This is a genomic window from Avibacterium endocarditidis (assembly GCF_965138825.1).
In the GTDB taxonomy this organism is placed as follows: domain Bacteria; phylum Pseudomonadota; class Gammaproteobacteria; order Enterobacterales; family Pasteurellaceae; genus Avibacterium; species Avibacterium endocarditidis.
This window is the reverse complement of the sequence record NZ_CBCSDH010000002.1, coordinates 116,020-138,809: the sequence shown is the minus strand read 5'-3', so window position 1 is coordinate 138,809 and position 22,790 is coordinate 116,020. Positions and strand designations below refer to the sequence as shown.

The 22,790-nt window shown below is 41.2% G+C and carries 20 protein-coding genes and 1 riboswitch; of the genes, 7 read left to right on the top strand and 13 right to left on the bottom strand.

Annotated elements, in window-relative coordinates; translation table 11 throughout:
- Nucleotides 1–9: 9 nt before the first annotated feature.
- Nucleotides 10–1,014 carry an HTH-type transcriptional repressor PurR gene (gene purR / locus ACNAV8_RS01725; RefSeq protein ID WP_415777098.1) on the bottom strand — a complete coding sequence of 335 codons (1,005 nt, stop codon included), beginning with the start codon at nucleotides 1,012–1,014 and terminating at the stop codon, nucleotides 10–12.
- 380 nt (nucleotides 1,015–1,394) lie between these two features.
- On the bottom strand, nucleotides 1,395–1,997 hold the full coding sequence (locus ACNAV8_RS01720) for a peroxiredoxin C (protein ID WP_103855102.1): 603 nt from the start codon (nucleotides 1,995–1,997) through the stop codon (nucleotides 1,395–1,397).
- A 158-nt stretch (nucleotides 1,998–2,155) separates the two neighbouring features.
- On the opposite strand from ACNAV8_RS01720, the gene metC reads away from it, so the two are divergent.
- Complete coding sequence (metC, locus tag ACNAV8_RS01715; RefSeq protein ID WP_415777097.1) at nucleotides 2,156–3,349, top strand: cystathionine beta-lyase; 1,194 nt, start codon at nucleotides 2,156–2,158, stop codon at nucleotides 3,347–3,349.
- 60 nt (nucleotides 3,350–3,409) lie between these two features.
- Here metC and ACNAV8_RS01710 read toward each other — a convergent pair whose 3' ends face one another.
- The 8 genes from ACNAV8_RS01710 to ACNAV8_RS01675 all read right to left on the bottom strand — a co-directional run bounded on the left by ACNAV8_RS01710 (nucleotide 3,410) and on the right by ACNAV8_RS01675 (nucleotide 11,911).
- Nucleotides 3,410–4,459 (bottom strand): ABC transporter substrate-binding protein, encoded by a 1,050-nt coding sequence (locus ACNAV8_RS01710; protein ID WP_415777131.1) that lies wholly within the window; start codon nucleotides 4,457–4,459, stop codon nucleotides 3,410–3,412.
- A 2-nt stretch (nucleotides 4,460–4,461) separates the two neighbouring features.
- Nucleotides 4,462–5,577, bottom strand: a complete 1,116-nt coding sequence (locus tag ACNAV8_RS01705) for a metallophosphoesterase (RefSeq protein WP_415777096.1) — start codon at nucleotides 5,575–5,577, stop codon at nucleotides 4,462–4,464.
- A gap of 80 nt (nucleotides 5,578–5,657) precedes the next feature.
- The gene (locus ACNAV8_RS01700; RefSeq protein ID WP_103854924.1) at nucleotides 5,658–6,710 is read right to left on the bottom strand and encodes an ABC transporter substrate-binding protein; all 1,053 of its coding nucleotides are present in this window, start codon (nucleotides 6,708–6,710) and stop codon (nucleotides 5,658–5,660) included.
- A 103-nt stretch (nucleotides 6,711–6,813) separates the two neighbouring features.
- Nucleotides 6,814–6,916, bottom strand: a riboswitch (TPP riboswitch).
- A gap of 222 nt (nucleotides 6,917–7,138) precedes the next feature.
- Nucleotides 7,139–9,745, bottom strand: a complete 2,607-nt coding sequence (acnB, locus tag ACNAV8_RS01695) for a bifunctional aconitate hydratase 2/2-methylisocitrate dehydratase (protein WP_415777095.1) — start codon at nucleotides 9,743–9,745, stop codon at nucleotides 7,139–7,141.
- A gap of 114 nt (nucleotides 9,746–9,859) precedes the next feature.
- Nucleotides 9,860–10,156, bottom strand: a complete 297-nt coding sequence (locus ACNAV8_RS01690; protein WP_103853029.1) for a YciI family protein — start codon at nucleotides 10,154–10,156, stop codon at nucleotides 9,860–9,862.
- Nucleotides 10,157–10,169: 13 nt separating this feature from the next.
- Nucleotides 10,170–10,628 (bottom strand): acyl-CoA thioester hydrolase YciA, encoded by a 459-nt coding sequence (yciA, locus tag ACNAV8_RS01685; protein WP_103853028.1) that lies wholly within the window; start codon nucleotides 10,626–10,628, stop codon nucleotides 10,170–10,172.
- 9 nt (nucleotides 10,629–10,637) lie between these two features.
- Nucleotides 10,638–11,183, bottom strand: a complete 546-nt coding sequence (locus ACNAV8_RS01680) for a septation protein A (RefSeq protein WP_103853027.1) — start codon at nucleotides 11,181–11,183, stop codon at nucleotides 10,638–10,640.
- Nucleotides 11,183–11,911, bottom strand: coding sequence for a hypothetical protein (locus ACNAV8_RS01675; RefSeq protein ID WP_415777094.1), 729 nt, complete (start codon nucleotides 11,909–11,911; stop codon nucleotides 11,183–11,185). Before ACNAV8_RS01675 ends, ACNAV8_RS01680 begins: the two co-directional genes overlap by 1 nt.
- Before the next feature lie 357 nt (nucleotides 11,912–12,268).
- Between ACNAV8_RS01675 and ACNAV8_RS01670 the strand changes: the two genes are divergently transcribed.
- Both ACNAV8_RS01670 and dld read left to right on the top strand, forming a co-directional pair.
- Nucleotides 12,269–12,916, top strand: coding sequence for an OmpW/AlkL family protein (locus ACNAV8_RS01670; protein ID WP_103854928.1), 648 nt, complete (start codon nucleotides 12,269–12,271; stop codon nucleotides 12,914–12,916).
- A 138-nt stretch (nucleotides 12,917–13,054) separates the two neighbouring features.
- Nucleotides 13,055–14,746: a D-lactate dehydrogenase gene (gene dld, locus ACNAV8_RS01665; protein WP_103854929.1), complete on the top strand. Its 1,692-nt coding sequence runs from the start codon at nucleotides 13,055–13,057 to the stop codon at nucleotides 14,744–14,746.
- Between the two features lie 85 nt (nucleotides 14,747–14,831).
- Here the strand turns inward: dld and hemH are convergent, their stop codons facing one another.
- Genes hemH through ydiJ form a run of 3 tightly spaced genes read right to left on the bottom strand, consistent with a single transcriptional unit; the run spans nucleotide 14,832 to nucleotide 19,308 of the window.
- Nucleotides 14,832–15,800, bottom strand: coding sequence for a ferrochelatase (hemH, locus tag ACNAV8_RS01660; RefSeq protein ID WP_415777093.1), 969 nt, complete (start codon nucleotides 15,798–15,800; stop codon nucleotides 14,832–14,834).
- Nucleotides 15,797–16,216, bottom strand: a complete 420-nt coding sequence (locus ACNAV8_RS01655; protein WP_103854930.1) for a hotdog fold thioesterase — start codon at nucleotides 16,214–16,216, stop codon at nucleotides 15,797–15,799. Before ACNAV8_RS01655 ends, hemH begins: the two co-directional genes overlap by 4 nt.
- Before the next feature lie 5 nt (nucleotides 16,217–16,221).
- Entirely contained in the window at nucleotides 16,222–19,308 is a 3,087-nt protein-coding gene (gene ydiJ / locus ACNAV8_RS01650) for a D-2-hydroxyglutarate dehydrogenase YdiJ (RefSeq protein WP_415777092.1), read from the bottom strand.
- Between the two features lie 508 nt (nucleotides 19,309–19,816).
- Here ydiJ and ompA point away from each other — a divergent pair.
- The 4 genes from ompA (at nucleotide 19,817) to ACNAV8_RS01630 (ending at nucleotide 22,762) form a co-directional block, all read left to right on the top strand.
- Nucleotides 19,817–20,848, top strand: coding sequence for a porin OmpA (gene ompA, locus ACNAV8_RS01645; RefSeq protein ID WP_103854988.1), 1,032 nt, complete (start codon nucleotides 19,817–19,819; stop codon nucleotides 20,846–20,848).
- 95 nt (nucleotides 20,849–20,943) lie between these two features.
- A complete protein-coding gene (locus ACNAV8_RS01640) occupies nucleotides 20,944–21,525 on the top strand; it encodes a LemA family protein (RefSeq protein WP_103853020.1) in 582 nt (193 codons plus the stop codon).
- Between the two features lie 12 nt (nucleotides 21,526–21,537).
- Complete coding sequence (locus ACNAV8_RS01635; protein ID WP_415777091.1) at nucleotides 21,538–21,981, top strand: TPM domain-containing protein; 444 nt, start codon at nucleotides 21,538–21,540, stop codon at nucleotides 21,979–21,981.
- Nucleotides 21,974–22,762 (top strand): TPM domain-containing protein, encoded by a 789-nt coding sequence (locus ACNAV8_RS01630; protein ID WP_103853018.1) that lies wholly within the window; start codon nucleotides 21,974–21,976, stop codon nucleotides 22,760–22,762. Before ACNAV8_RS01635 ends, ACNAV8_RS01630 begins: the two co-directional genes overlap by 8 nt.
- Nucleotides 22,763–22,790 lie beyond the last annotated feature (28 nt).

The window sequence follows — 22,790 nt, the reverse complement described above, 5'->3', positions numbered from 1 at the left end:
AAATTGGCGTTAATTACATTTTTTCACCGAGCTACGGATCACCAATTCAGGGTGCATTTCAATAATTTCGTGCTGGCCTGATTTCTCACTAATGCGTTGGAACAATAAGTTCACCGCTTGTGCACCTAAACGAGATTTAGACTGGTGTATCGTAGTGAGCGGTGGCGAATAAAAACGTGAGGCGTGGATATTATCATAGCCAATAATGGAAATATCATCAGGCACTTTCAGCCCTTTTTCACCAATGGCCGAAATTGCGCCTAGCGCCATTACATCATTACAGCAAAACACGGCTGTTGGCAATTCATCTTGTCTTAAGATTTTATTCATACATTCATAGCCGTCTTCTGGCTCAAAAAAACCCTCCATCACCCAGTTAGGATTGATAGGCAAATTGGCGTCTTCCATTGCTTTAACAAAGCCTTCATAGCGTGTTTTGGCGGTGGTTTTGATTAATTCTCCCGCAATAATACCAATGGCTTTATGTCCGTTATCAATCAGATATTTGGTTGCCATATAACCGCCCTCAAAGCTGTTATCTTGAATAATATCTGTGTTTTGATTATTCGGCCCCCAATCCATTACCACCATTGGAATATCCGTGAAATTCGCCAATAGATCAAGAGAATCTTGCGTATATTCTGCGCACATTACCAATACGCCGTCCACGCGTTTTTTGGCTAACATTTCTAAGTGATTTTTTATTTTTTCAGGTTCATTTTGCGTGTTACATAAAAATAAAGAATAACCTTGGCGATAACAATGCTCTTCCACGGCGTGAATAATTTCCGCAAAATAAGGGGCTTCACTGGTGGTTACGATCATTCCAATGGATTTTGTAGTGTTTACTTTCAAGCTTCTTGCCACCGCACTTGGTGAATAATTCAATGCTTGAATGGCATCACGTACTTGCTTTTCTGTTTCTGGCGCAACAAAACGGGTTTTATTGATTACATGAGATACGGTCGTTGTGGATACGCCCGCCATTTTTGCCACATCTTTAATTGTTGCCATAAATCCTCCAAAAAATTTTGGCTATTATAAAGGGCGAAATCGAATTGTTAAGGCTTATTGTGAAAAAATTTGCGCTGTATCACAGCTTTTTCTCGTTTGTTTAAGAAATTTTCTTTTTTTCGCAATTTTGCTATAATCCCGAGAAATTTTATCAACTTTTAGGAGTAAATTATGGGTACATTTGGCTATGCAATGATGATGGTGGTTCTTTCACTTAGCGTGATCCTTGTTCTTGCATCATCGATTTTTTAATGATTTGATCCAAAGAAAAGCTAAGTTTAATAAAACTTAGCTTTTTTATTATGTCTTTGATGCAAAAAATAAGCCCTACATTTGTAGGGCTTATTGCGTTCCTAAATAAAATCAAACGAAATAGAAAATTAAAGTTTATCTGCGTTTTGTTTTAAGTATTTTGCAACGCCTTCTGGGCTATCTTTCATCCCTTCTTTACCTTTTTCCCATTGAGCTGGGCAAACTTCACCGTGCTCTTCGTGGAATTGTAACGCATCTACCATACGGATCATTTCGTCAATGTTACGACCAAGTGGAAGATCGTTTACAACTTGGTGACGAACAACGCCATCTTTGTCGATTAAGAATGAAGCGCGAAGTGCAACGCCTGCTTCTGGGTGTTCGATACCGTAAGCTTGTGCGATGTCGTGTTTAACGTCTGCTACCATTGCGAATTGAACTTCACCGATACCACCGGCATCAACAGAGGTTTTACGCCACGCATTGTGAGTGAATTGAGAGTCGATAGACACACCAACTACTTCAACACCGCGATTTTTGAATTCTTGATAACGGTGATCGAATGCGATGATTTCAGATGGGCATACGAAAGTAAAATCTAAAGGCCAGAAGAAGATAACAGCTGGTTTACCTTTGATGTGTTCTTTTAAGTTAAAGTTATCAACGATTTCACCGTTGCCTAATACTGCTGATGCAGTAAAATCTGGTGCTTGACGAGTTACTAATACCATAGTACAAATCTCCTATAAAAAATTGATGATAGATATGCTTAAACAACAATAAGCGTAAATCGGCAAATATTCTAAAGAAAAGCACCGCACTTGAATAGCTGTTTTTATCTATTAAATTGATTATTTTTACCTAAGTTTAATAAAAGTAAGGAAAATTTATGAAAGCAAATACCACATCAAACACCACTTTTGTCCACGCTGGACGCAAAAAGAGAATGACGCAAGGCAGTGTCAATCCAGTGATTCAGCGAGCTTCTTCGCTAGTTTTTGATTGCCTTGCAGATAAAAAAGAAGCAGGCAAAAATCTCACCAAAGGCGCATTATATTACGGCCGCCGCGGCACACTCACTCACTTTGCTTTGCAAGATTTAATGTGTGAATTAGAAGGTGGTGCAGGTTGTTATCTTTATCCTTGTGGAGCAGCAGCAGTAACCAATGCGATTCTTTCTTTTGTCGCCACAGGGGATCATATTTTGATGACAGGGGCGGCTTATGAGCCAACTCAAGTATTCTGTAATGTGATTTTGCAAAAAATGGGCGTGAGTACCACTTATTATGATCCGCTTATGGGCGCGGAAATCGCCAATTTAATGCAGCCCAATACCAAAGTAGTGTTTTTAGAATCACCAAGCTCGCTCACAATGGAAGTGCCTGATATTCCTGCCATTGTAAAAGCCGTGCGTGCGGTGAATCCTGACGTGGTGATTATGATTGATAACACTTGGGCAGCAGGCGTGTTGTTCAAGGCATTGGAACACGGTATTGATATTTCGATCCAAGCAGGCACGAAATATTTAGTCGGCCATTCCGATGCAATGATTGGTACGGCGGTGTCTAACGCCCGTTGTTGGGATAAATTACGCGAACATTCTTATTTAATGGGGCAAATGGTAGATGCGGATACCGCTTATATGACTGCGCGCGGTATTCGTACCTTAGCGGTTCGCCTTAAACAACATCAAGAAAATAGCATAAAAGTGGCGCAATGGCTGGCTCAACAGCCTGAAGTCAAAGCCGTGTATCACCCTGCTTTGCCAAGCTGCCCAGGACACGAAAACTTTAAGCGGGATTTCACTGGTTCAAGTGGGTTATTTTCTTTTGAGTTAAACGAAAAATTAACCCAAGAACAATTAGAACGTTTTATGGATCATTTTGAACTCTTCTCAATGGCGTATTCTTGGGGGGGATTTGAATCTTTAATTCTGTATAACCAACCTGAAGAAATTGCCAAAATTCGTCCAAATATTGCACGCAAGCTCACTGGCACATTAATTCGTGTGCATATTGGTTTTGAAGAAGTTGAAGATTTAATCGCGGATCTGAAAGCTGGCTTTGAACGCTTGAAAGGCTAAACTTGAAAGGCTAAAAGCAAAGACCCCACCTAAAAAGTGGGGTCGTTTTTTGGCTAAAAATTAATTTTCTTTTTTCAGTTTGATTTCTTGCACCCATTTATTCACCAAACGTTTCCCTTCTTCTGCTGAACCAAAACGCTCGAAGTCAATATTAATCGGTTTTAAGGTTTTTGGATCAACGGATTTCGGTGAGGCGGTCGCATTCACATTCGTTGGAATTTGATACACGCCCGCTTCACGCCACGGAATTTCTTGTGCTTCTTTGGAAAGTGCCCAATCCACAAATAATTTCGCGTTATCTAAATTTCTTGCGCCTTTAATAATGCTTAATCCGCCAAGAGAATAACTATCGCCCTCACAAGGCAAAATGGCTTCCACGGGCGCACCATTTTCTTTCTCCGTTGCATAACTATGCACAAATCCTACGCTCACGGCGCTTTCGCCACGCGCTAGGTTGCTGGTAACTTGGTTGCTTTTCATATATTGCGACACGTTTGCATCAAGCTGTTTTAAATATTCAAAGGCTTTTTCTTCCCCTAAAAGCTCAATGAGCGTAACAATGGCCGTGTAAGTTGTGCCTGAAAGCTGAGGATCTGGCACTTGAATTTGTCCTTTTAAGCGTGGATCGAGCAAATCTTTCCAGCATTTTGGATAGTCTTTAATACCGAGTTCAGCAAATTTTTCCGTATTCACGCCAAAGCCGAGCACAAGCATATACAAAATAGAGGTGAGATCACCTTTTTTATCCAACAAGGCTTTAAATTGTGGCATTGTTTCCGCTTGTTTTGGTGAGCGATAAGGGCTAAGCAAGCCGAGATCTGCCGCCTGATAATGCAATTCAATTGTGCCGCCATACCACGCGTCTGCTTGCGGATTATTTTGTTCCGCTTTTAACTTGGATAAGGTCGCCCCTGTGCTGTTACGCACAAATTGAGTTTGCACATTGTATTTTTTACTAAAAGTTTGAGTGATTTTCTCGCAAGTTGTGCTTTGCACACTGCAATATATTGTTAGCTTGCCTTCTGCGTGAACGGCATTAGAAAGTAGAGTAGCCGAGCCTAAACAAAGTGCGGTGTAAATTTTGCTTAAATTTTTATTTAGAAAGTTCATCATCACTCCTTTTCGTTCCCTTTCACATCAATAATAAACACTTCCGATTGCGATCCTAATCGCATTGGAATCCCCCAAAATCCATAGCCTGAGGTTACGAAAAAATGCCCGTTGCCAATTTTCTCATAACCGTAATCTAAACGATATAACACTTTTGTGATTAAATTTGCGGGAAACACTTGCCCTTTATGGGCGTGGCCTGAAACTTGAATATCAATCGGCAAGGTGGAATGTTCCATAATTTCTGTTGGACGATGATCTAACAGAAAAATCGGTAAATCCCTTTTTGTTTTATCACGGGTTTTATCAAGTGCGGCTAAAATTTGTTTAGTTTTTGGACGTGCTTTGAATAAATCATCATTGCGTCCAATCAGCACAAAACGGTTATCCACTTCTAGCGCTTGATCCATCAGAACCGTAATGCCCGCCTTGCGAATTTCTTTCGCAATGGCTTGTTGCTGACCAAAGAAATCGTGGTTGCCTAAGGTGGCATAAACCCCAAGGGGCGCACGCAGTTTCGCAAGATGTGGCTGCATTTTTTCTGCTACATAAGCGCGAATATTATCATCCATAATATCGCCTGGCAGCAAAATAATATCCACCTTTTGTTCATTCATTATTTCAGCCAGTTGATCTAACTGTTTCCCACCAAATAAACGCCCAAGGTGAAAATCACTCGCCATTCCAATGCGCAGTGGCTTGAAAGGCTTATCTAGCGTGATTTCATAATGAATTACCTGTGGCGTGTAAGCATTATACACACTCAAGCCAATCAAACTGGCTAAACCAAGGGGATAAAGCCAAGCTAAAGTGCGGTGCAATTTTTGCTTAAATTTTTGTTTTCTAAAAATAAAGTAAATCGCTACGCACACCAAACTGACAAAACTGGCAAAGAGCAAAAACGCCAAAATAAACGCGCTGGTGCGGAACATTGGGTAAATGCGCGACACAGTGAGCAAAATAATACTATTTGCGCCGAGATAAGTAATAAGGGTTAAAATTTTACGACAAACAGGACTGGTATTTTGCAAATAAAGCCAAGATAGCGTGCGGTTAAAAATATAAATGAAGAATTGTAAAAAAATAATACAAATTGCGAAAATAATTTGGTATCGCATTACGAACAGCTTTCCTAAAATAAAAAATCATAAAGAGCGGTTATTTTTAACCGCACTTTATATTTTGTCAATGGAAAAGCTTAGTCAAGCTTAATTTCTTCAATCCAACGCTTAATCAAGCGCTTACCTTCTTCATCTGAACCAAAGCGTTCAAAATCAAAGTCAATGAGTTTTAAGGTTTTTGGATCAGTGGAATTTGGTGAGGCTTTGGCGTGAATATTGGTTGGAATTTGATACATTTTTTCTTCGCGCCACGCAATTTCTTGCGCTTCAGGCGTTAATGCCCAATCCATAAATAATTTTGCATTTTGTAAATTTCTTGCCCCTTTCAAAATGCTGATGCCGCCAAGGGAATAGCTGTCGCCTTCGCAAGGTAAAATGGCTTCCACAGGCGCACCGTTTTCTTTCTCGGTGTGATAACCATTAATAAAACCAATGGTTACCGCCGCATCACCACGGGAAAGATTGGATTTCTCTGTACCACTTTTAGCATATTGAGAAATATTTTTATCTAAGGCTTTCAAATAACGAAAGGCTTCTTCTTCACCGAATAACTGTACTAGCGTTGCGATAAAGGTATAGCCCGTGCCAGTATTGCGCGGATCAGGCATTTGAATTTGATCTTTAAATTTTGGATCGGTTAAATCTTTCCAGCATTTTGGATAGTCTTTAATGCCTAATTGTTTGAATTTTTCGGTGTTTACGCCAATGCCTAACACAATAATGTAGCCAATGGAGGTAACATCGCCGTGTTTGTCGAGCAAGGCTTTAAATTGTGGCATAGTTTCCGCTTGCAATGGTGAACGATAAGGCTCGAGTAAGCCTAATTGTGCGGCTTGAAAGTGCGGCTCAATTGTGCCGCCGTACCAAATATCCGCTTGAGGCAAAGCTTGCTCCGCTTTGATTTTGGCAAGGGTTGCGCCCGTGCTGTTACGCACAAATTTGGTGTCCACGTTATATTTCTTGGCAAAAACTTGCGCCATTTTTTCGCAGACAGAATGTTGCACGCTGCAATAAACCGTTAATCGCCCTTCAGCTTGCGCATTGTGGCTGAATAAAAATAGGCTGCCTGCAGCGCAAATAGGAAGAAGCGATTTGGCTAAAAATGATGAGAGAAAGGTCTTAAATTGCATTGTCATTTCCTTATTAACAAATGATTAAAAAGTGATATTGACGAGCAAGAAAGAAATTAGAAAGGTAAAGCAGAAAATTCCGCAAAATAAAGGCGTTTGCAAGAATATGATCTAATTAGTTTCCTACGTCAGCATTAACTGAATCAGGTTCACGGGTATTATCTCAGCTTGTTTGGATATTCCATCAAGCACCCCGACTAATTCTCGTTTAGTATAGAAAGGGCAGGCTAGGGCTGTCAATGATAAAAAGGTTAAATGGCATTAATTAATGATGAAAAGATTTAATAAAAATAATGAAAAAAATTACCGCACTTTTCTTTTTATTTAGGAAAGAAAATAACTTGCATTTTTATTTTTAATAAACAGAGAAAAAAGAAAGTGCGGTGAAATTTTTTCAATTTTTCACCGCACTTTGTGATAGGCGTTGATTAAGCTGGTGCTTGGAAGATCACTTGATCGGCTTTTTGTGTATATTGATTAAGTTGATCAAAATTCATATAGCGATAAGTGTCGTCTTTGTCCTGCTGTAAATCCGCCACATAGGCTTGGTATTCTTCTGGCGTTGGCAGTTTGCCGAGTAGTGCTGCTACGGCGGCGAGTTCTGCGGAAGCCAAATACACATTCGCCCCTTGTCCTAAACGGTTTGGAAAGTTGCGTGTTGAGGTAGAAACCACGGTGGCGTTGTTTGCCACGCGCGCTTGGTTACCCATACAAAGTGAACAGCCTGGGATTTCAATACGCGCACCACTTTTACCGTAAATGCTGTAATAGCCTTCTTCTGTTAATAGACTGGCGTCCATTTTTGTTGGTGGTGCAAGCCATAGACGGGTTGGAATCACGTCTTTGAATTTGGCTAATAATTTTCCAGCAGCACGGAAATGTCCAATGTTGGTCATACAAGAGCCGATAAACACTTCGTCAATTTTATCCCCTTGCACTTCAGAAAGCAGTCGAGCGTCATCAGGATCATTTGGTGCGCATAAAATCGGTTCTTTGATTTCGTTGAGATCGATTTCAACCACCGCGGCATATTCTGCATCAGGATCAGCGCTGAGCAATTCTGGGTTTTCTAACCATTTTTCCATTGCTTTGATACGGCGTTCAAGGGTGCGCGCATCGCCATAGCCTTCTGCAATCATCCATTTGAGCAACACGATATTAGAATTGAGATATTCAATGATCGGTTCTTTATCTAATTTGATGGTACAAGCCGCCGCAGAGCGTTCAGCAGAAGCATCGGAAAGCTCAAAGGCTTGTTCCACTTTAAGGTGTTCTAGCCCTTCAATTTCTAAAATGCGGCCTGAGAAAATATTTTTCTTGCCTTGTTTTTCTACGGTGAGTAAGCCTTGTTGGATCGCATAATAAGGAATAGCGTGTACTAAATCACGCAAGGTGATCCCCGGTTGCATTTCCCCTTTGAAACGCACTAGCACGCTTTCAGGCATATCCAACGGCATTACGCCAGTGGCAGCAGCGAATGCCACCAAACCTGACCCCGCAGGGAAAGAGATACCAATCGGGAAGCGTGTGTGCGAATCGCCGCCAGTGCCTACGGTATCAGGCAATAACATACGGTTGAGCCAAGAGTGGATCACGCCGTCCCCTGGACGCAGGGATACACCGCCACGGTTCATAATAAAATCTGGCAGGGTGTGGTGAGTAACAACGTCCACCGGTTTTGGATAGGCAGCCGTATGGCAGAAAGATTGCATCACCAAATCCGATGAAAAACCTAAACAAGCGAGATCTTTTAGCTCATCACGAGTCATTGGGCCGGTGGTATCTTGCGAGCCGACAGATGTCATTCTTGGTTCGCAATATTGCCCCGGGCGAATGCCCTCTACACCACAAGCGCGGCCGACCATTTTTTGGGCAAGGGTAAAGCCTTTGTGGTTATCCGCAACGGCTTGTGGTTTGGCGAATACATCATTATCAGGTAAGCCAAGGGATTGACGCGCTTTATGGGTTAGCCCACGTCCGATAATTAATGGAATACGTCCGCCTGCGCGTACTTCATCTAATAACACATTGGTTTTTAAGCTAAATTCAGCCAAAACTTCATCGCTATCGTGCTTGCAGATTTTGCCTTGGTATGGGTAAATATCAATCACATCGCCCATATTGAGCTTGCTGACATCTACTTCAATTGGCAATGCTCCCGCGTCTTCTAAGGTGTTGAAGAAAATAGGGGCAATTTTTCCGCCTAATACCACGCCGCCTGCGCGTTTATTCGGAATGTAAGGAATATCTTCCCCCATAAACCACAACACTGAGTTAGTGGCAGATTTGCGTGATGAACCTGTGCCGACCACATCACCCACATAAGCGAGCGGATAGCCTTTTTCTTTTAACGCATTAATTTGTTGAATTGGCCCAATGTTGCCGGCGTCATCAGGCTGAATGCCTTCTCGTTCATTTTTCAGCATTGCTAAGGCGTGTAAAGGAATATCAGGGCGCGACCACGCATCTTGCGCGGGGGAAAGATCGTCCGTGTTGGTTTCGCCCGACACTTTAAATACGGTAACGGTGATCTTTTCATCTAATTTGGGACGTGATAAATACCAGTCTGCATTCGCCCAAGATTCAAGAATTTGTTGCGCGTAAGGATTGCCTTGTTTGGCACGTTGTTCTACATCGTAGAAATTATCGAACATTAAAAGGGTGGAAGAAAGGGCAGTGACGGCATAAGGGGCGAGGGCTTCATTATCAAGGGCTTGCAGCAAGGGTTCTATATTATAACCACCTTGCATTGTGCCCAAAATTTGCACCGCACTTTCTGGGCTAATCAATGGCGAATGGGCCGTGCCATTGACAATTGCAGCAAGGAAGGACGCTTTGACATAAGCTGCTTCGTCCACCCCTGCTGGCACGCGGGTTTTAAAAAGCTCAAGGAGATAATCGGCTTGCTCAGCAGGGGGATTTTTTAATAATTCGATAAGCTGTGCGGTTTGTTCAGCATCTAATGGTTTTGGTACAACACCTTGTGCCGCACGTTCATCAATATGTTTTTGGTAATTTTGTAGAAAGTTTGACATTGTGTTTCCTCTTATTGCTTTTATCGTTAGGGGTAGCACTTTTCTTGTTTTCACTTTCTTGCGTTAAACAAGAAAAGTGCGGTGTTTTTTGAGAGAATTTTTGCGATTTTTTGCTTAGAAAACTTTCTTAAATGGCTTAATAATCACCTCGCCATAAACGCCAGCTTCCACATAAGGATCTTGGCTTGCCCATTGTTGTGCCGCTTCAAGGCTGTCAAATTGGGCGATTACTGTTGAGCCAGTAAATCCAGCTTCACCGGGGTTTTCGTCATCAATGGCAGGATTTGGGCCTGCAGTTAAAAGGCGGTTTTCTGCTTGTAATTGTTTTAAACGTGCAAGATGTTGTTCACGCACCGCAAGGCGTTGAGCAAGGGTATTGGGTTTGTCTTGAGCAAAAATAACGTAATACATAGTTTCTCCTTTTTTAGGCTTCATCAATTAACGCAAGGGCTTTTTCTAGCTCTGGGTTATTTTCTCTTGGAACAACACGCGGTCGTCCGTTGCTATCTACTGCAACAAAGCTGAATACGGCTTCGGTTACGCAATAGCGTTCACCAATGGGTTCGCTGGATACTTTTTTCGCCCACACTTCAATTTTAATTTGCAATGAAGTGCGTCCCACTTTCACGCAGCGGCCGTAGCAACATACCACATCGCCCACAGAAATCGGGCGGATAAAGGTCATACTATCCACCGCCACGGTAACCACACGGCCGTGCGCAATTTCTTTGGCTAAAATTGCACCGCCCATATCCATTTGCGACATAATCCAACCACCGAAAATATCGCCGTTGGCATTGGTATCAGAAGGCATCGCAAGGGTGCGTAATAACAATGTGCCTTGTGATTGGCGGCCCGTTTTGGTTTCAATAAATGCAGACATAATGTTTTCCTATTGTTCTTTATTCTCTGTTTTTGGAAGATAACGATAAATATAAACGCCTGTTGCGACTGTTGCAACAAGGCTAAGTCCAATAATGCCGAAGGTTTTGAAATCTACCCAAAGATCATCGGAAAAATATTGGCTGATGATGATATTTAGGATCATACAAAACAGAAAAAATCCTGCCCAGCCTAGATTTAATTTATTCCAAACGGCATCAGGCAGTTGAATTTCTTTGCCTAATAATTGCTGAATGAGCGGTTTCTTAAAAATCACTTGGCTGATGATTAATGCCAAGGCAAACAAGGCATAAACTACCGTTACTTTCCATTTTAAAAATTCTAATTCGTTGAAATAAGCGGATAAAGCGCCAAAAAAAACCACCGCACTTCCCATAATGAGCTGTTGTTTTTCAATTTTGCCGTATTTCAGTTTCAGCACCACAAGCTGAATTATTGTCGCAATAATCAAGGCGATGGCCGCTTCACGAATGCCGACTAGTTTATAAACAGCAAAAAAAACTAAGAGCGGTATAAATTCTAAAATTTGTTTCATTATTGTTGATCCTTGCGCATAAATAAGGTGTAAAAGCGATAAGTGAAAAGTAACGAGAATACGCCAACCACAGCGCTTAAAAATAACATTACCACATCAAAAACAAGGTTATCGCTCAATGAAGAAATGCGTCTTACCACAAATGGCAGCACCACATAAATTAACAAACAATAAATAAACAGCGGCGCAGCGCGTTTCACGCCACTTAACCAGCTATTTTTCAAGGCTTGCATAATGCCCACGGGCTGAATCAGATATTCTGTAGAAGCGAGGCTTAAGCGTACAAAAATAAAAAAGCCGAGTAACATCGCCACCAAAGAGAGGATTGAAGGGGATTGTCCTTGTAAAATGGCAAACAGACTTTCTACCAAGCCGATCATTAAGGGAATAAACCCAATCACACTCACTGCCACCACGCCAGCAAAACGTTGTAAAGTTAACACCGCACTTTGGTTTAAGGGATTTTGGTTTAACGGATTTTGCTGCTGAACGCTAATGCGGTGAAACGTGAGAATCCCCCAAGAAGAAATAAATAAGCTAACTAACTGTTGTGCTACGCCAATTACCAAAAATTCTGCGCTGATATTGCTTGGCAAAGGCAAATTTTGCCCATTGGCTTGGCTGATTTCAGGCATCGGCACGACCGAGCTTAAAAGAAAATAGAAGATTAACGAGCTAATAAAAAAGAAAAAGATAAATTGTTGGGTAATCTTTTTTTGATTACGCATAAAATTCCAACAATCTTGAAAAATTTGAGTAAAATTAATGTTCATTAGTTTGCTTCCAGTTAAAAATCATTGCGACATTATACAATAACTTGTCGAGCATTGCCCTTTCCTTATGTTGAAACCCTATCTTGTTATGAATAATGGCTTTTTGAGTTACAACGCTTAATTTTGTGTTAGATCAAATTTTCTCTATTGTTAAACAAAATGAAAAGTGCGGTAAATAAATTTTTCAATTTTTTTAACAAAAATTTAAAAAATTTGAGCTATATCACAAAAGTGATAACTATTTGGTGGTATATTTCGCAACGTGTAAAATACACAAAGTTTGTAAGGATATTAACTATAGAGGTACTTTTTATGAAAAAAACACTGATTGCACTAGGTTTAGCAAGTCTTTTGGTTGCCACTTCAGCCAATGCACATCAAAGCGGAGATGTATTATTAAGAGCAGGTGGCGTGTTTGTGAGCGCAAATTCTGATTCTCACACTAAAACACCAATAGATGTTAATTTGAAAGTAAGTGATAATGCGCAATTAGGGCTAACCGCGACTTATATGCTTACAGACAATATTGGCGTGGAATTATTGGGTGCAACACCATTTTCACATAAGATTAAAGCGAATGTTCCTGCGGCAGGTTTAAATTTAGGACAAGTTGCTAAACTTAAACAACTTCCACCAAGTTTGTATATGCAATATTATTTCTTAGATAAAGATGCGGGTTCTCGTCCTTATGTCGGGGCGGGTTTAAATTACACCAGATTCTTCAGCGCAAAATCCACTCACGCTGCGGTAACTGATTTACAAGTGAAGAAAAATTCTTTTGCACCAGTGGTTAATTTAGGGATTGATATTAAGCTTACGGACAATCTTTATTTCAATACTGCAATGTGGTACACAAAAATCAAAACCACGGCGAAATTCAAAGCCTTAGGCGCAGATCACGAAGTAGATGTTAAACTTAACCCATTTGTATTCTTTATGGGGTTAGGATATAAGTTCTAATTCAGTTGTCTTATTTTTTAGCCTGCATTGAATGTAGGCTTTTTTATCTTTTATTCTTTAATTGAAAGATTGAAATTTTCACCTATCCCCTTTATAGTAAATGTTAAATTATTGTTACGCAGTATAAAGAGGGATCAAATGTCAGCGACTCAATTAATTACGCAATTAGCGCAAATTGTTACTCCTAAATACCTTATTACCGATCCGCTAAAAGCGGAAGAATACACCACAGGCTACCGCTTCGGGCAAGGGAAAGTGCTAGCCGTGGTGCGCCCTGGATCATTATTAGAATATTGGCAAGTGTTAAAAGCTTGTGTTGCAGCCGATGTGATCGTGATTTCACAAGCAGCAAATACAGGGCTTACAGGTGGTTCAACACCAGCTGGTGATGATTACGAACGGGATATTGTATTGATTAATACAATGCGAATGACAGGTATTCAGCCTATTAATAATGCAGAACAAGTGGTGTGCTTTGCTGGTTCGCGTTTAAACGATTTGGAATCATTGCTGAAAGAATACAAACGTGAGCCGCATTCTGTTATCGGTTCATCTTGTATCGGCGCTTCGGTGATTGGCGGAATTTGTAATAATTCAGGTGGAGCCTTGGTGCAACGTGGGCCAGCTTATACGGAAATGGCATTGTACGCACAGTTAGATGAGAACGGTGAATTACACCTCATCAACAATCTTGGCATTGATTTAGGTGATAGCCCTGAAGAAATTCTGACCAACTTGCAAGAAGGACGTTATCAGCGTAAAGACATTCATCTTGATTGCGGTAAAGGACACGATCACGATTATTGCCATCATGTTCGCCAAATTGACGCGGACACACCAGCACGTTTTAATGCTGATCCGAATCGTCATTATGAAGCGTCAGGCAGCGCAGGAAAATTGGGCGTGTTTGCTGTGCGTTTGGATACCTTCCCGCAAGATAAAGAAAGTGCGGTGTTTTATATCGGCACAAATGATACCCAAGTTTTAACTGATATTCGCCGTCATATTTTGGCTGAATTTAGCAGTTTGCCGGTATCAGGTGAATATATTCATCGTGATGCCTTTGATATTGCCGCAGAATACGGGAAAGATACTTTCTGGGTGATTAAACGTTTTGGTACGCACCGTTTACCAAAATTATTTGCCTTAAAAGCCAAAGCCGATCGCTTAATGAAAAAATTCGCTTTTTTACCAAATCATCTCAGCGACAAAGCATTGCAATTTGTTTCTAAGTTATTGCCGCAACATTTGCCACAAAGTTTGAGAGATTATCGTGATCAATATGAACATCACTTAATCTTAAAAATGGGTGGGGAAGGCGTGAAAGAAGCAAGAGAATATTTGCAAAGCCTATTTGCAGATAGATCCAAAGGAGCATATTTTGAATGTAGCCCAGAAGAAACCCAAGCTGCAATGTTGCACCGCTTTGCTGTTGCTTCCGCTGCCATTCGTTATCGTGCCATTCACGAACCTGAAGTGGAAGAAATTGTGGCTTTGGATATTGCTTTACGCCGTAACGATCAAGATTGGTTTGAGAAATTGCCTGCTGAGTTAGAAAATAAATTAATTCATAAACTCTACTACGGACATTTTATGTGCTATGTGTTCCACCAAGATTATTTAGTCAAAAAAGGCTACGATTGGGAAGAAATCGAACACAAAATGTTAGCCTTACTTGATAAACGCGGTGCGCAATATCCAGCGGAACATAACGTAGGGCATTTGTATGAAGCGAAACCTGAATTGAAAGCCTTCTACCAAAAATTAGATCCGACCAATAGCTTCAACCCAGGCATTGGTAAAACTTCTAAAAAGAAAAACTGGGCGTAATTATGGTTTGAGTGAAAAACGAAAGTGCGGTCTAATTTTTAGAAAAATTTAGCAAAATGCCTAGACATTCATCTAGGCATTTTTTCTATATTTTCTTCTTAATTAATTCCGCCATCATTTCAATATGGGCGGGTTCTGCGTTAAGAGCGGGGATATATTGGAAAGATTTTCCGCCGTTATGCAGGAAAATGTCGCGGTTTTCTACTTCAATTTCTTCCAAGGTTTCTAAACAATCGGCAGAGAAACCAGGGCAGATGACGGCGACTTTTTCAATGCCTTGGTTTTTTGTGGCATTTTGTAAAAAATGATCTGTATAAGGCTGCAACCATTCTTCACGCCCGAAACGAGATTGAAAGCAAAGTTGCCATTGGTTTTCTTTTAATCCAAGGTGATCTACCACGGCGATGGTGGTTTGTTTACAATGCTCGCGATAATAATCCCCTTCTTGCTCATAACGTAATGGAATGCCGTGATAAGAAAAGAGCAGGAATTCATCGGGTTTCATTTTTGCTTTGATGGATTGCACGAGTGCATCAATATATTGTTCATCAAGATGATAAGAATGGATAAACTCAAACGGCACAAGCCCACGAATGGATTTTAATGATTGGGCAAAGCAATCTAATACTGCTGCCGTTGTAGTGCTGCTGTATTGCGGATAAAGCGGTAGCACAATGATTTTATCCACTTGATTTTTGAGCAAATTTTCCACCGCACTTTGCATTGAAGGATTGCCATAAGTCATTCCAATTTCCACAAGAGCGTTAATGCCTTGTTGATCGAAATAGTACTGTAATTTCTGCTGTTGCTGTTTAGAAATCACCAATAATGGCGAGCCTTGTTCTGTCCAAACACTGCGGTAGGTTTCTGCCACACGTCTGGAACGGCGAGGCAAAATCACGCATTTTAATAGCGGCCACCATTGCCAGCGAGGCAGATCTACCACGCGTGGATCGGTAAGAAATTGCCATAAATAGCGTGAAAGGGCTTTGGGTTCTGGTGCGTCTGGCGTGCCTAAATTAGCAAGAATGACGCCGATTTTTTGTCTGTTCATTGATTCACCACGCTTAATGTGAGTTTTGCAAAGCAGCATAGTTTATCCGCTTGATCTTTAATGTCAATTTGCCAAAATTGAGTGGTTTTGCCTAAGCGAATAGGGGTGGCTCTGGCGGTTACCACGCCTTCACGTACGGGGCGAAGGTGGCTGGCGTTAATCTCTAGTCCAACCACCGCTTGCTTTTCTTCCACGCAACAAAAACCCGCCATTGACGCAACGGTTTCCGCCAATGCCGCAGAAATTCCGCCGTGTAAAAAGCCCATTGGTTGAGTGGTGCGCTGATCAACAGGCATTGTGGCTTCTAACCAATCGTCCCCTTGCGCGGTAAATTGAATGCCTAAATGCCCAACAGCACATTGGGCGTTGAATTGATTAAGTTGTTCTAAAGTAAAGGTTTTTTTCCAAATTTTCATCATTTTTAGCTCAGTAAGGTGAGTAACGCCTGCACGGGGTGTTTTGGTTGCCATTTGGCAAAACGTTTTATTTGACTACGGCAAGAATACCCTGTAGCAAGGCATTGTTCGGGATTTTTGCCGTGAAGTTTTTTCGCCCAAGAACTGGCATAGATAGCCTTAGACATTTCGAAGTGTTGCGTTTCGTGTCCAAATGTCCCTGCCATTCCGCAGCAGCCCACGTTTTCCACCTGTAAGCTTTGCCCAAAATGGGTGAAAATTTCTTGCCATTCTTTCGGGCTGTTCGGTAAACCTGTGGCTTCGGTGCAGTGAGGGAAGAGATACCAATCAGAAAAAGTGCGGTCATTTTTCACCGCACTTTTTACGGCTTGGCTGAAATGCGCGGACGGAAGCTGATTTTTCAGCCATTGGTGAGCGGTTAGCACTTGGAAATCACCGCGTTCATCGCCTAAAATCTCACGATATTCATCACGATAAGAAAGCACAATGGCAGGATCAACCCCCACTAACGGCAAGCCAAGTTTTGCCATTCGATTTAAAAATGTCGCTTGATTCTTGGCAGTTTTGGCAAAGCGACTTAGGAAACCTTTAATATGTTGGGCTTTGCCATTGGGCTTGAACGGCAACAAAATAGGGCGATAGCCGAGTTTTTGCGTTAGTGCGACAAAATCTGCTACCACTTTGGCATCATAATAAGAGGTGAAAGGATCTTGCACGATCAGAAACATTTTATCTTTTTCTCGCTCATTGAGGCGTTCCAGTTGCTCTAAGGAAAGCCCTTGATAATTCAGCTCAACCAATTGTTGTTGCAAATTTGGCTGGCTTAATCGCGGTAAACCCACCATTCCCAAGCATTTTTTCGCGATAGGCTGTGTGATTTTTGCCGCTGTGAAAAAATTAAAAAACGTTGGTGCTTTTGCCATATAAGGCGCGATCAATTCTACATTAGACACCACATAATCTTTGAGTGGACGTATATAACGTTGATGGTAAAAATGCAAGAATTTCGCACGAAAGCTCGGCACATCAATTTTAATCGGACATTGGCTAGCACAGGCTTTGCACGAAAGGCAGGTATCCATCGCGGCTTTCACTTCGTGGGAAAAATCATATTCGCCACGGGCTTTTTGCAGACTATGGCGAATTTTAGCGACAAAATCGGTGAGCTTTATTTGGCTTTGGCGAAAATCTAATTGATCGGCAGAAATGTTTTGATTTGCCAGTAAACGCAGCCACTCACGCACCATCGCAGCCCGTCCTTTCGGTGAGAAAAGGCGATTTTTGCTTACTTTCATTGACGGACACATCGTGCTATGCACATCAAAATTAAAGCATAATCCATTACCATTACAGTTCATCGCCCCTGAAAATTCCTGCTTCATTTGCACGGGGATTTGCCTGTCTTGATCTGCTCGCATTGGCGATAAGATAGAATAGAGCGATTGGCTACTTTCAAGTGCGGTGCAAATTTTACCCGGATTTAGGCGATTTTGCGGATCGAATAGGGTTTTGATATAACGCAGCTCTTGCCATAATTCAGGCGTGAAAAAGGTTTTGCCATATTGCGAGCGCATTCCTTTGCCGTGTTCGCCCCAAATTAGTCCGCCGTATTTGTGTGTGAGATCTGCCACTTGATCGGAAATTTGCTTGAATAATTTCACTTGTTCAATATCGCATAAATCAAGGGCAGGACGAACGTGCAATACGCCCGCATCAACGTGGCCGAACATTCCGTATTCTAACTGGTGAGCGTCTAACAAAGCTCGAAACTCGCTGATGTAATCCGCCAAATGTTCAGGTGGCACGCAGGTGTCTTCCACAAAAGGAATGGGCTTAGCCGCACCTTTCGCATTCCCTAGTAAGCCCACGGCTTTTTTACGCATCGCATAAATACGCTCAATGGAAGGCAAATCACTGCAAACTTGATAGCCGATAATATCATCTTGATTCTGCGCAATTTTCTCATCAAGCTGCGCGCAAAGTTGTGCCACTTGTTTTTCAATCAGGGCTTTGCTGTTGCCGGCATATTCCACAATATTCAAGCCAAGAATGGGTTTTTTTTGATCTTCAGTAAGTAGATCGCTTACGGAGTGCCAAATGATGTCTTGTTTGGCGAGATTTAGCACTTTGCTATCCACCGTTTCCACTGAAAGGGCATTGGCTTTGAGCATAAAAGGTGCGTTACGCAACGCGGCATCAAAAGAGCGGTACTTTATATTAATTAATGTGCGATATTGTGGGATTGGCGTGAGATCTAAAGTCGCTTCACAAATAAACGCAAGTGAGCCTTCTGAGCCTGTTAAAATGCGTGAAAGGTTAAATTCTGATTCATCATTATTAAATACATTTTTGAGATCGTAACCCGTTAAAAAGCGATTAAGCTGTGGCAAATCACGCAAGATTTCAGGGCGTTTTTGTTGGCAACGCTGGAAAATTTCTTGATGTAAATGACGGTTGCGCTGAGAAAGCGGTTGTTGCTGTAATGATTGCTCGAAATCTGCGGTTTTCAGCGCGTGGGTGTCAATCACTTCGCCATCGATTAAGACGGCACGCAAACCTAAAACGTGATCGGAGGTTTTGCCATACCGCAATGAGCCTTGCCCTGAGGCATCGGTGTTGATCATTCCTCCTAGGGTCGCACGGTTACTGGTGGATAATTCAGGCGAGAAAAACAACCCATAAGGTTTCAAAAATTGATTCAGTTGATCTTTTACCACGCCGGCTTGCACTTTCACCCAACGTTCTTGTACATTGAGTTCAAGAATTTTCGTCATATAACGCGAAAGATCCACAATAATATTATTATTTAAGGCTTGCCCATTGGTGCCTGTACCGCCGCCGCGTGGGGTAAAGGTGAGCGAAAGGTATTTTTCTTTTTGAGCTAATTTAGTGAGGCGCACCACATCTGCCGTATTCTTAGGGAATAAAATGGCTTGTGGCAGTTGCTGATAAACACTGTTATCCGTTGCAAGACTTAAGCGATCCGCATAGCTTGAAGCAATGTCGCCCGTAAAATGTTGGCGTTTTAATTCATTGAGATAATCTGAAACTAAAGGGGATAATTGTGGAATATCAGTTAATGAAGGTAGCATAATCAACTCTTAATTTTTGGCCCATAATCGATCAAATGAAGGAAATTTTAGCATATTCTACCAAAAACACACAGGGACAATTTGCCGTAAATTGAGTGAGATAGGGAGTAAAACAATGAAAAATCTGTTTAAAAAACGTTCATCTAAATGTGGTTTTTGCTACGGAAAAATAGGGCTAAAACGGTTTAATTGTTTAAATTATAAGCTAATGGGCTAAAAATCGTTTGATTTTCTTTTTTATCAGGTCGATAATATAACCACTTAAAGTTTAGGTTAAATAAGAAATCTGAATGGGTTCTAGCCTTTCTTTAAGTGATAGAACAAAGGTTATTTCCTTTTTAGGCTATTTAACTGACATTAATTTTATAAAAAAGTTTTTGTTTTTTTATAAAAAGCGTTTAAGATCAGAAAACACACTTAGACGGTGTTTTAGGTTTTTTTAGTTTTAATAACTAAATCAACGTTTATTTTTAATTTAATGATGACTAAATAATAGAGGATCATCCAAATGAAAAAAACTGCAATCGCATTAGCTATCGCTGGTTTAGCAGCAGCATCAGTACAAGCAGCTCCACAAGCAGGCACTTTCTATGCTGGTGCAAAAGCGGGTTGGGCATCTTTCCACGATGGTTATGGCCGTTTAGATAACAATGCTACCTACGGTGTTTTACGTAATTCTGTAACTTATGGTGTATTCGGTGGTTACCAAATTACTGATAACTTCGCTGTTGAGTTAGGTTACGATGACTTTGGTCGTGCTAAACTTCGTAAAGCTGGTAAAACAGTTGCTAAACATACTAACCACGGTGCACACTTAAGCTTAAAAGCAAGCTACCCAGTATTAGAAGGTTTAGATGTTTATGGTCGTGTAGGCGCGGCATTAATCCGTTCTGATTACAAAAATAAGAAAGGTGCAACCACTCTTCTTGGTGAAGATGCGCACAGCTTAAAAGTATCTCCAGTATTTGCTGGTGGTTTAGAATATAACCTTCCATCATTACCAGAGTTAGCATTACGCGTTGAATATCAATGGGTTAACGGTGTTGGTCGTTTAGAGCAAAACGGTAAACGTGTAGATTACACACCAAACATCGGTTCTGTAAGCGCAGGTTTATCTTACCGTTTCGGTCAAGGTGCACCAGTTGTAGCGCCTAAAGTTGTTTCTAAAACTTTCGCATTAAGCTCTGATGTAACTTTCGCTTTCGGTAAAGCAAATTTACGTCCAGAAGCGCAAAGCGTATTAGACGGTATCTACGGTGAAATCGCGCAATTAAAATCTGCAAACGTTGCAGTAGCGGGTTACACTGACCGTATCGGTTCAGAAGCATCTAACTTAAAATTATCTCAACGTCGTGCAGATACTGTAGCAAACTACTTAGTATCTAAAGGTGTTTCTCAAAACGCTATCTCTGCAACAGGTTACGGTGAAGCTAACCCAGTAACTGGCACTAAATGTGACGCAGTTAAAGGTCGTAAAGCATTAATCGCTTGTTTAGCTGATGACCGTCGTGTAGAAATCGCTGTTAAAGGTAACGAATAATTTTTCGTTAATACTTTGATAAGTTTATGAAAAAAGACCTAAACGAAAGTTTAGGTCTTTTGTTATCTCGTCATTTTATCGTTAAGGAAAAGAAAATGAAAAAGTGGATTATTGTGCTAATCGTGGCTGTGATCGCAGGTTTCACACTAATGACAAGCTACAATGGTTTAGTGCAAGCGGAAGAAAAAATTGATTCCGTATGGGCAAATGTTGAATCGCAATACCAACGCCGTGCAGATCTCATTCCAAACATCGTGAATACCGTAAAAGGTCAGGCTAATTTTGAAAAAGAAACTTTAACAGGTGTAATGGAAGCCCGTGCAAAAGCGAGCCAAACAAAAATTGATCCAAGCAATATGACAGAAGAACAGCTTGCACAATTCCAACAACAACAAAATTCTGTGGGCTCTGCCTTATCTCGCCTGTTAGTTACTGTAGAAAAATATCCAGATCTTAAAGCGCACGAAGGCTTTATGAATTTACAAGCACAATTAGAAGGCACGGAAAATCGCATTAATGTGGCGCGTGATAAATTTAATGAAGCGGCGCGTGAATATAACCAAAAAATTCGCCAGTTCCCAACGAAATTAGCGGCGATGATTTTTGGTTTCAAAGAAAAACCTTACTTCAAATCTGCAGTAGGATCTGAAAACGCGCCTGTTGTAAGTTTTAACTAAGAGCAGTCTATTATGGCGCTATTTTCAAGAATCCCTTTTGATAAAAAGCAAATCGAGGCGGCAATCGTTCGCCTCGAACAACAAACTTCGGCAGAGTTGCGCGTTTATATTGAACGCCACATTCCAAAGGCATCAAACTCAGTCCTTGAACAAGCTTTATCTGTTTTCCAGAAGTTAGAAATGACAGCCACAGAGGCGCGTAATGGCGTGTTGATCTACATTGCCTATAAGGATCACCAATGTGCCATAATTGGTGATGAAGGTATTCATCAGTATGTCGGGGAAAACTTTTGGCAAGCGCAATGCACTGAAATGACAAATCATTTTAGCCAAAAGGTTTATACTGAAGGCGTTGTCAATATTATTGATAATATTGCTCAAGTTTTGGCGCAATATTTTCCTATTCAGCCAAATGATCGTAATGAGCTTGATAATGAGGTGATTATTAATGATTAAGCTAATGAAAAGTGCGGTCGTTTTTTTGCTTGTTTTTTTGAGTTTAAGTGCAAGCGCGGTCAATTTCCCACCACCGCCTAATCCTTTTCATTATGTGAATGACTATACCAAAACGCTCACTCCATCGGAAAAACAGCTTTTGGAAAATAAGCTCATTGCTTATTCTAAAGAAACCAGTTCGCAAATTGCGGTGGTATTAATTCCAACCACAGGGAATTATGATATTGCACAATATAGCTTTGAGTTGGGTGATAAATGGGGAATTGGGCGTAAACAGCTTAATAATGGCGTATTAATGCTGATCGCTATAAATGATCGCAAGATTTTTATTGCCACAGGACAAGGACTTGAAGGTGCGCTGCCTGATGCTTTTCTTTCTCGAGTGATACGCAATGTGATTACGCCAGCCTTTAAACAAGGGCATTATATGCTAGGCATTGATCGCGGATTGGATTACATCATTGCCGCAAGCAAAGGGGAATATGACGCTGCGCAAACAGAAGATGATGATTGGACACAATATATTCCAATCATAATGATCAGTATTTTTGTCTTATTTGTACTGTTTGGCGAACTAAGTTGGCGTAGAACGCCTTATATCAGCCCTACTAATAATCACAATGGACAAATTTTCCGCCAACCCCCTGTCCGCAGACGCCGTAGTGGTGGATTTGGTGGAGGCTTTGGCTCTGGCGGCGGCTTTGGTGGTTTTGGTGGCGGTTCTGGCGGAGGCTTTGGCGGCGGTGGCTTCGGTGGCGGTGGTGCTGGCGGGAGTTGGTAATACCTGATTATTATACTCGGGTTATTGG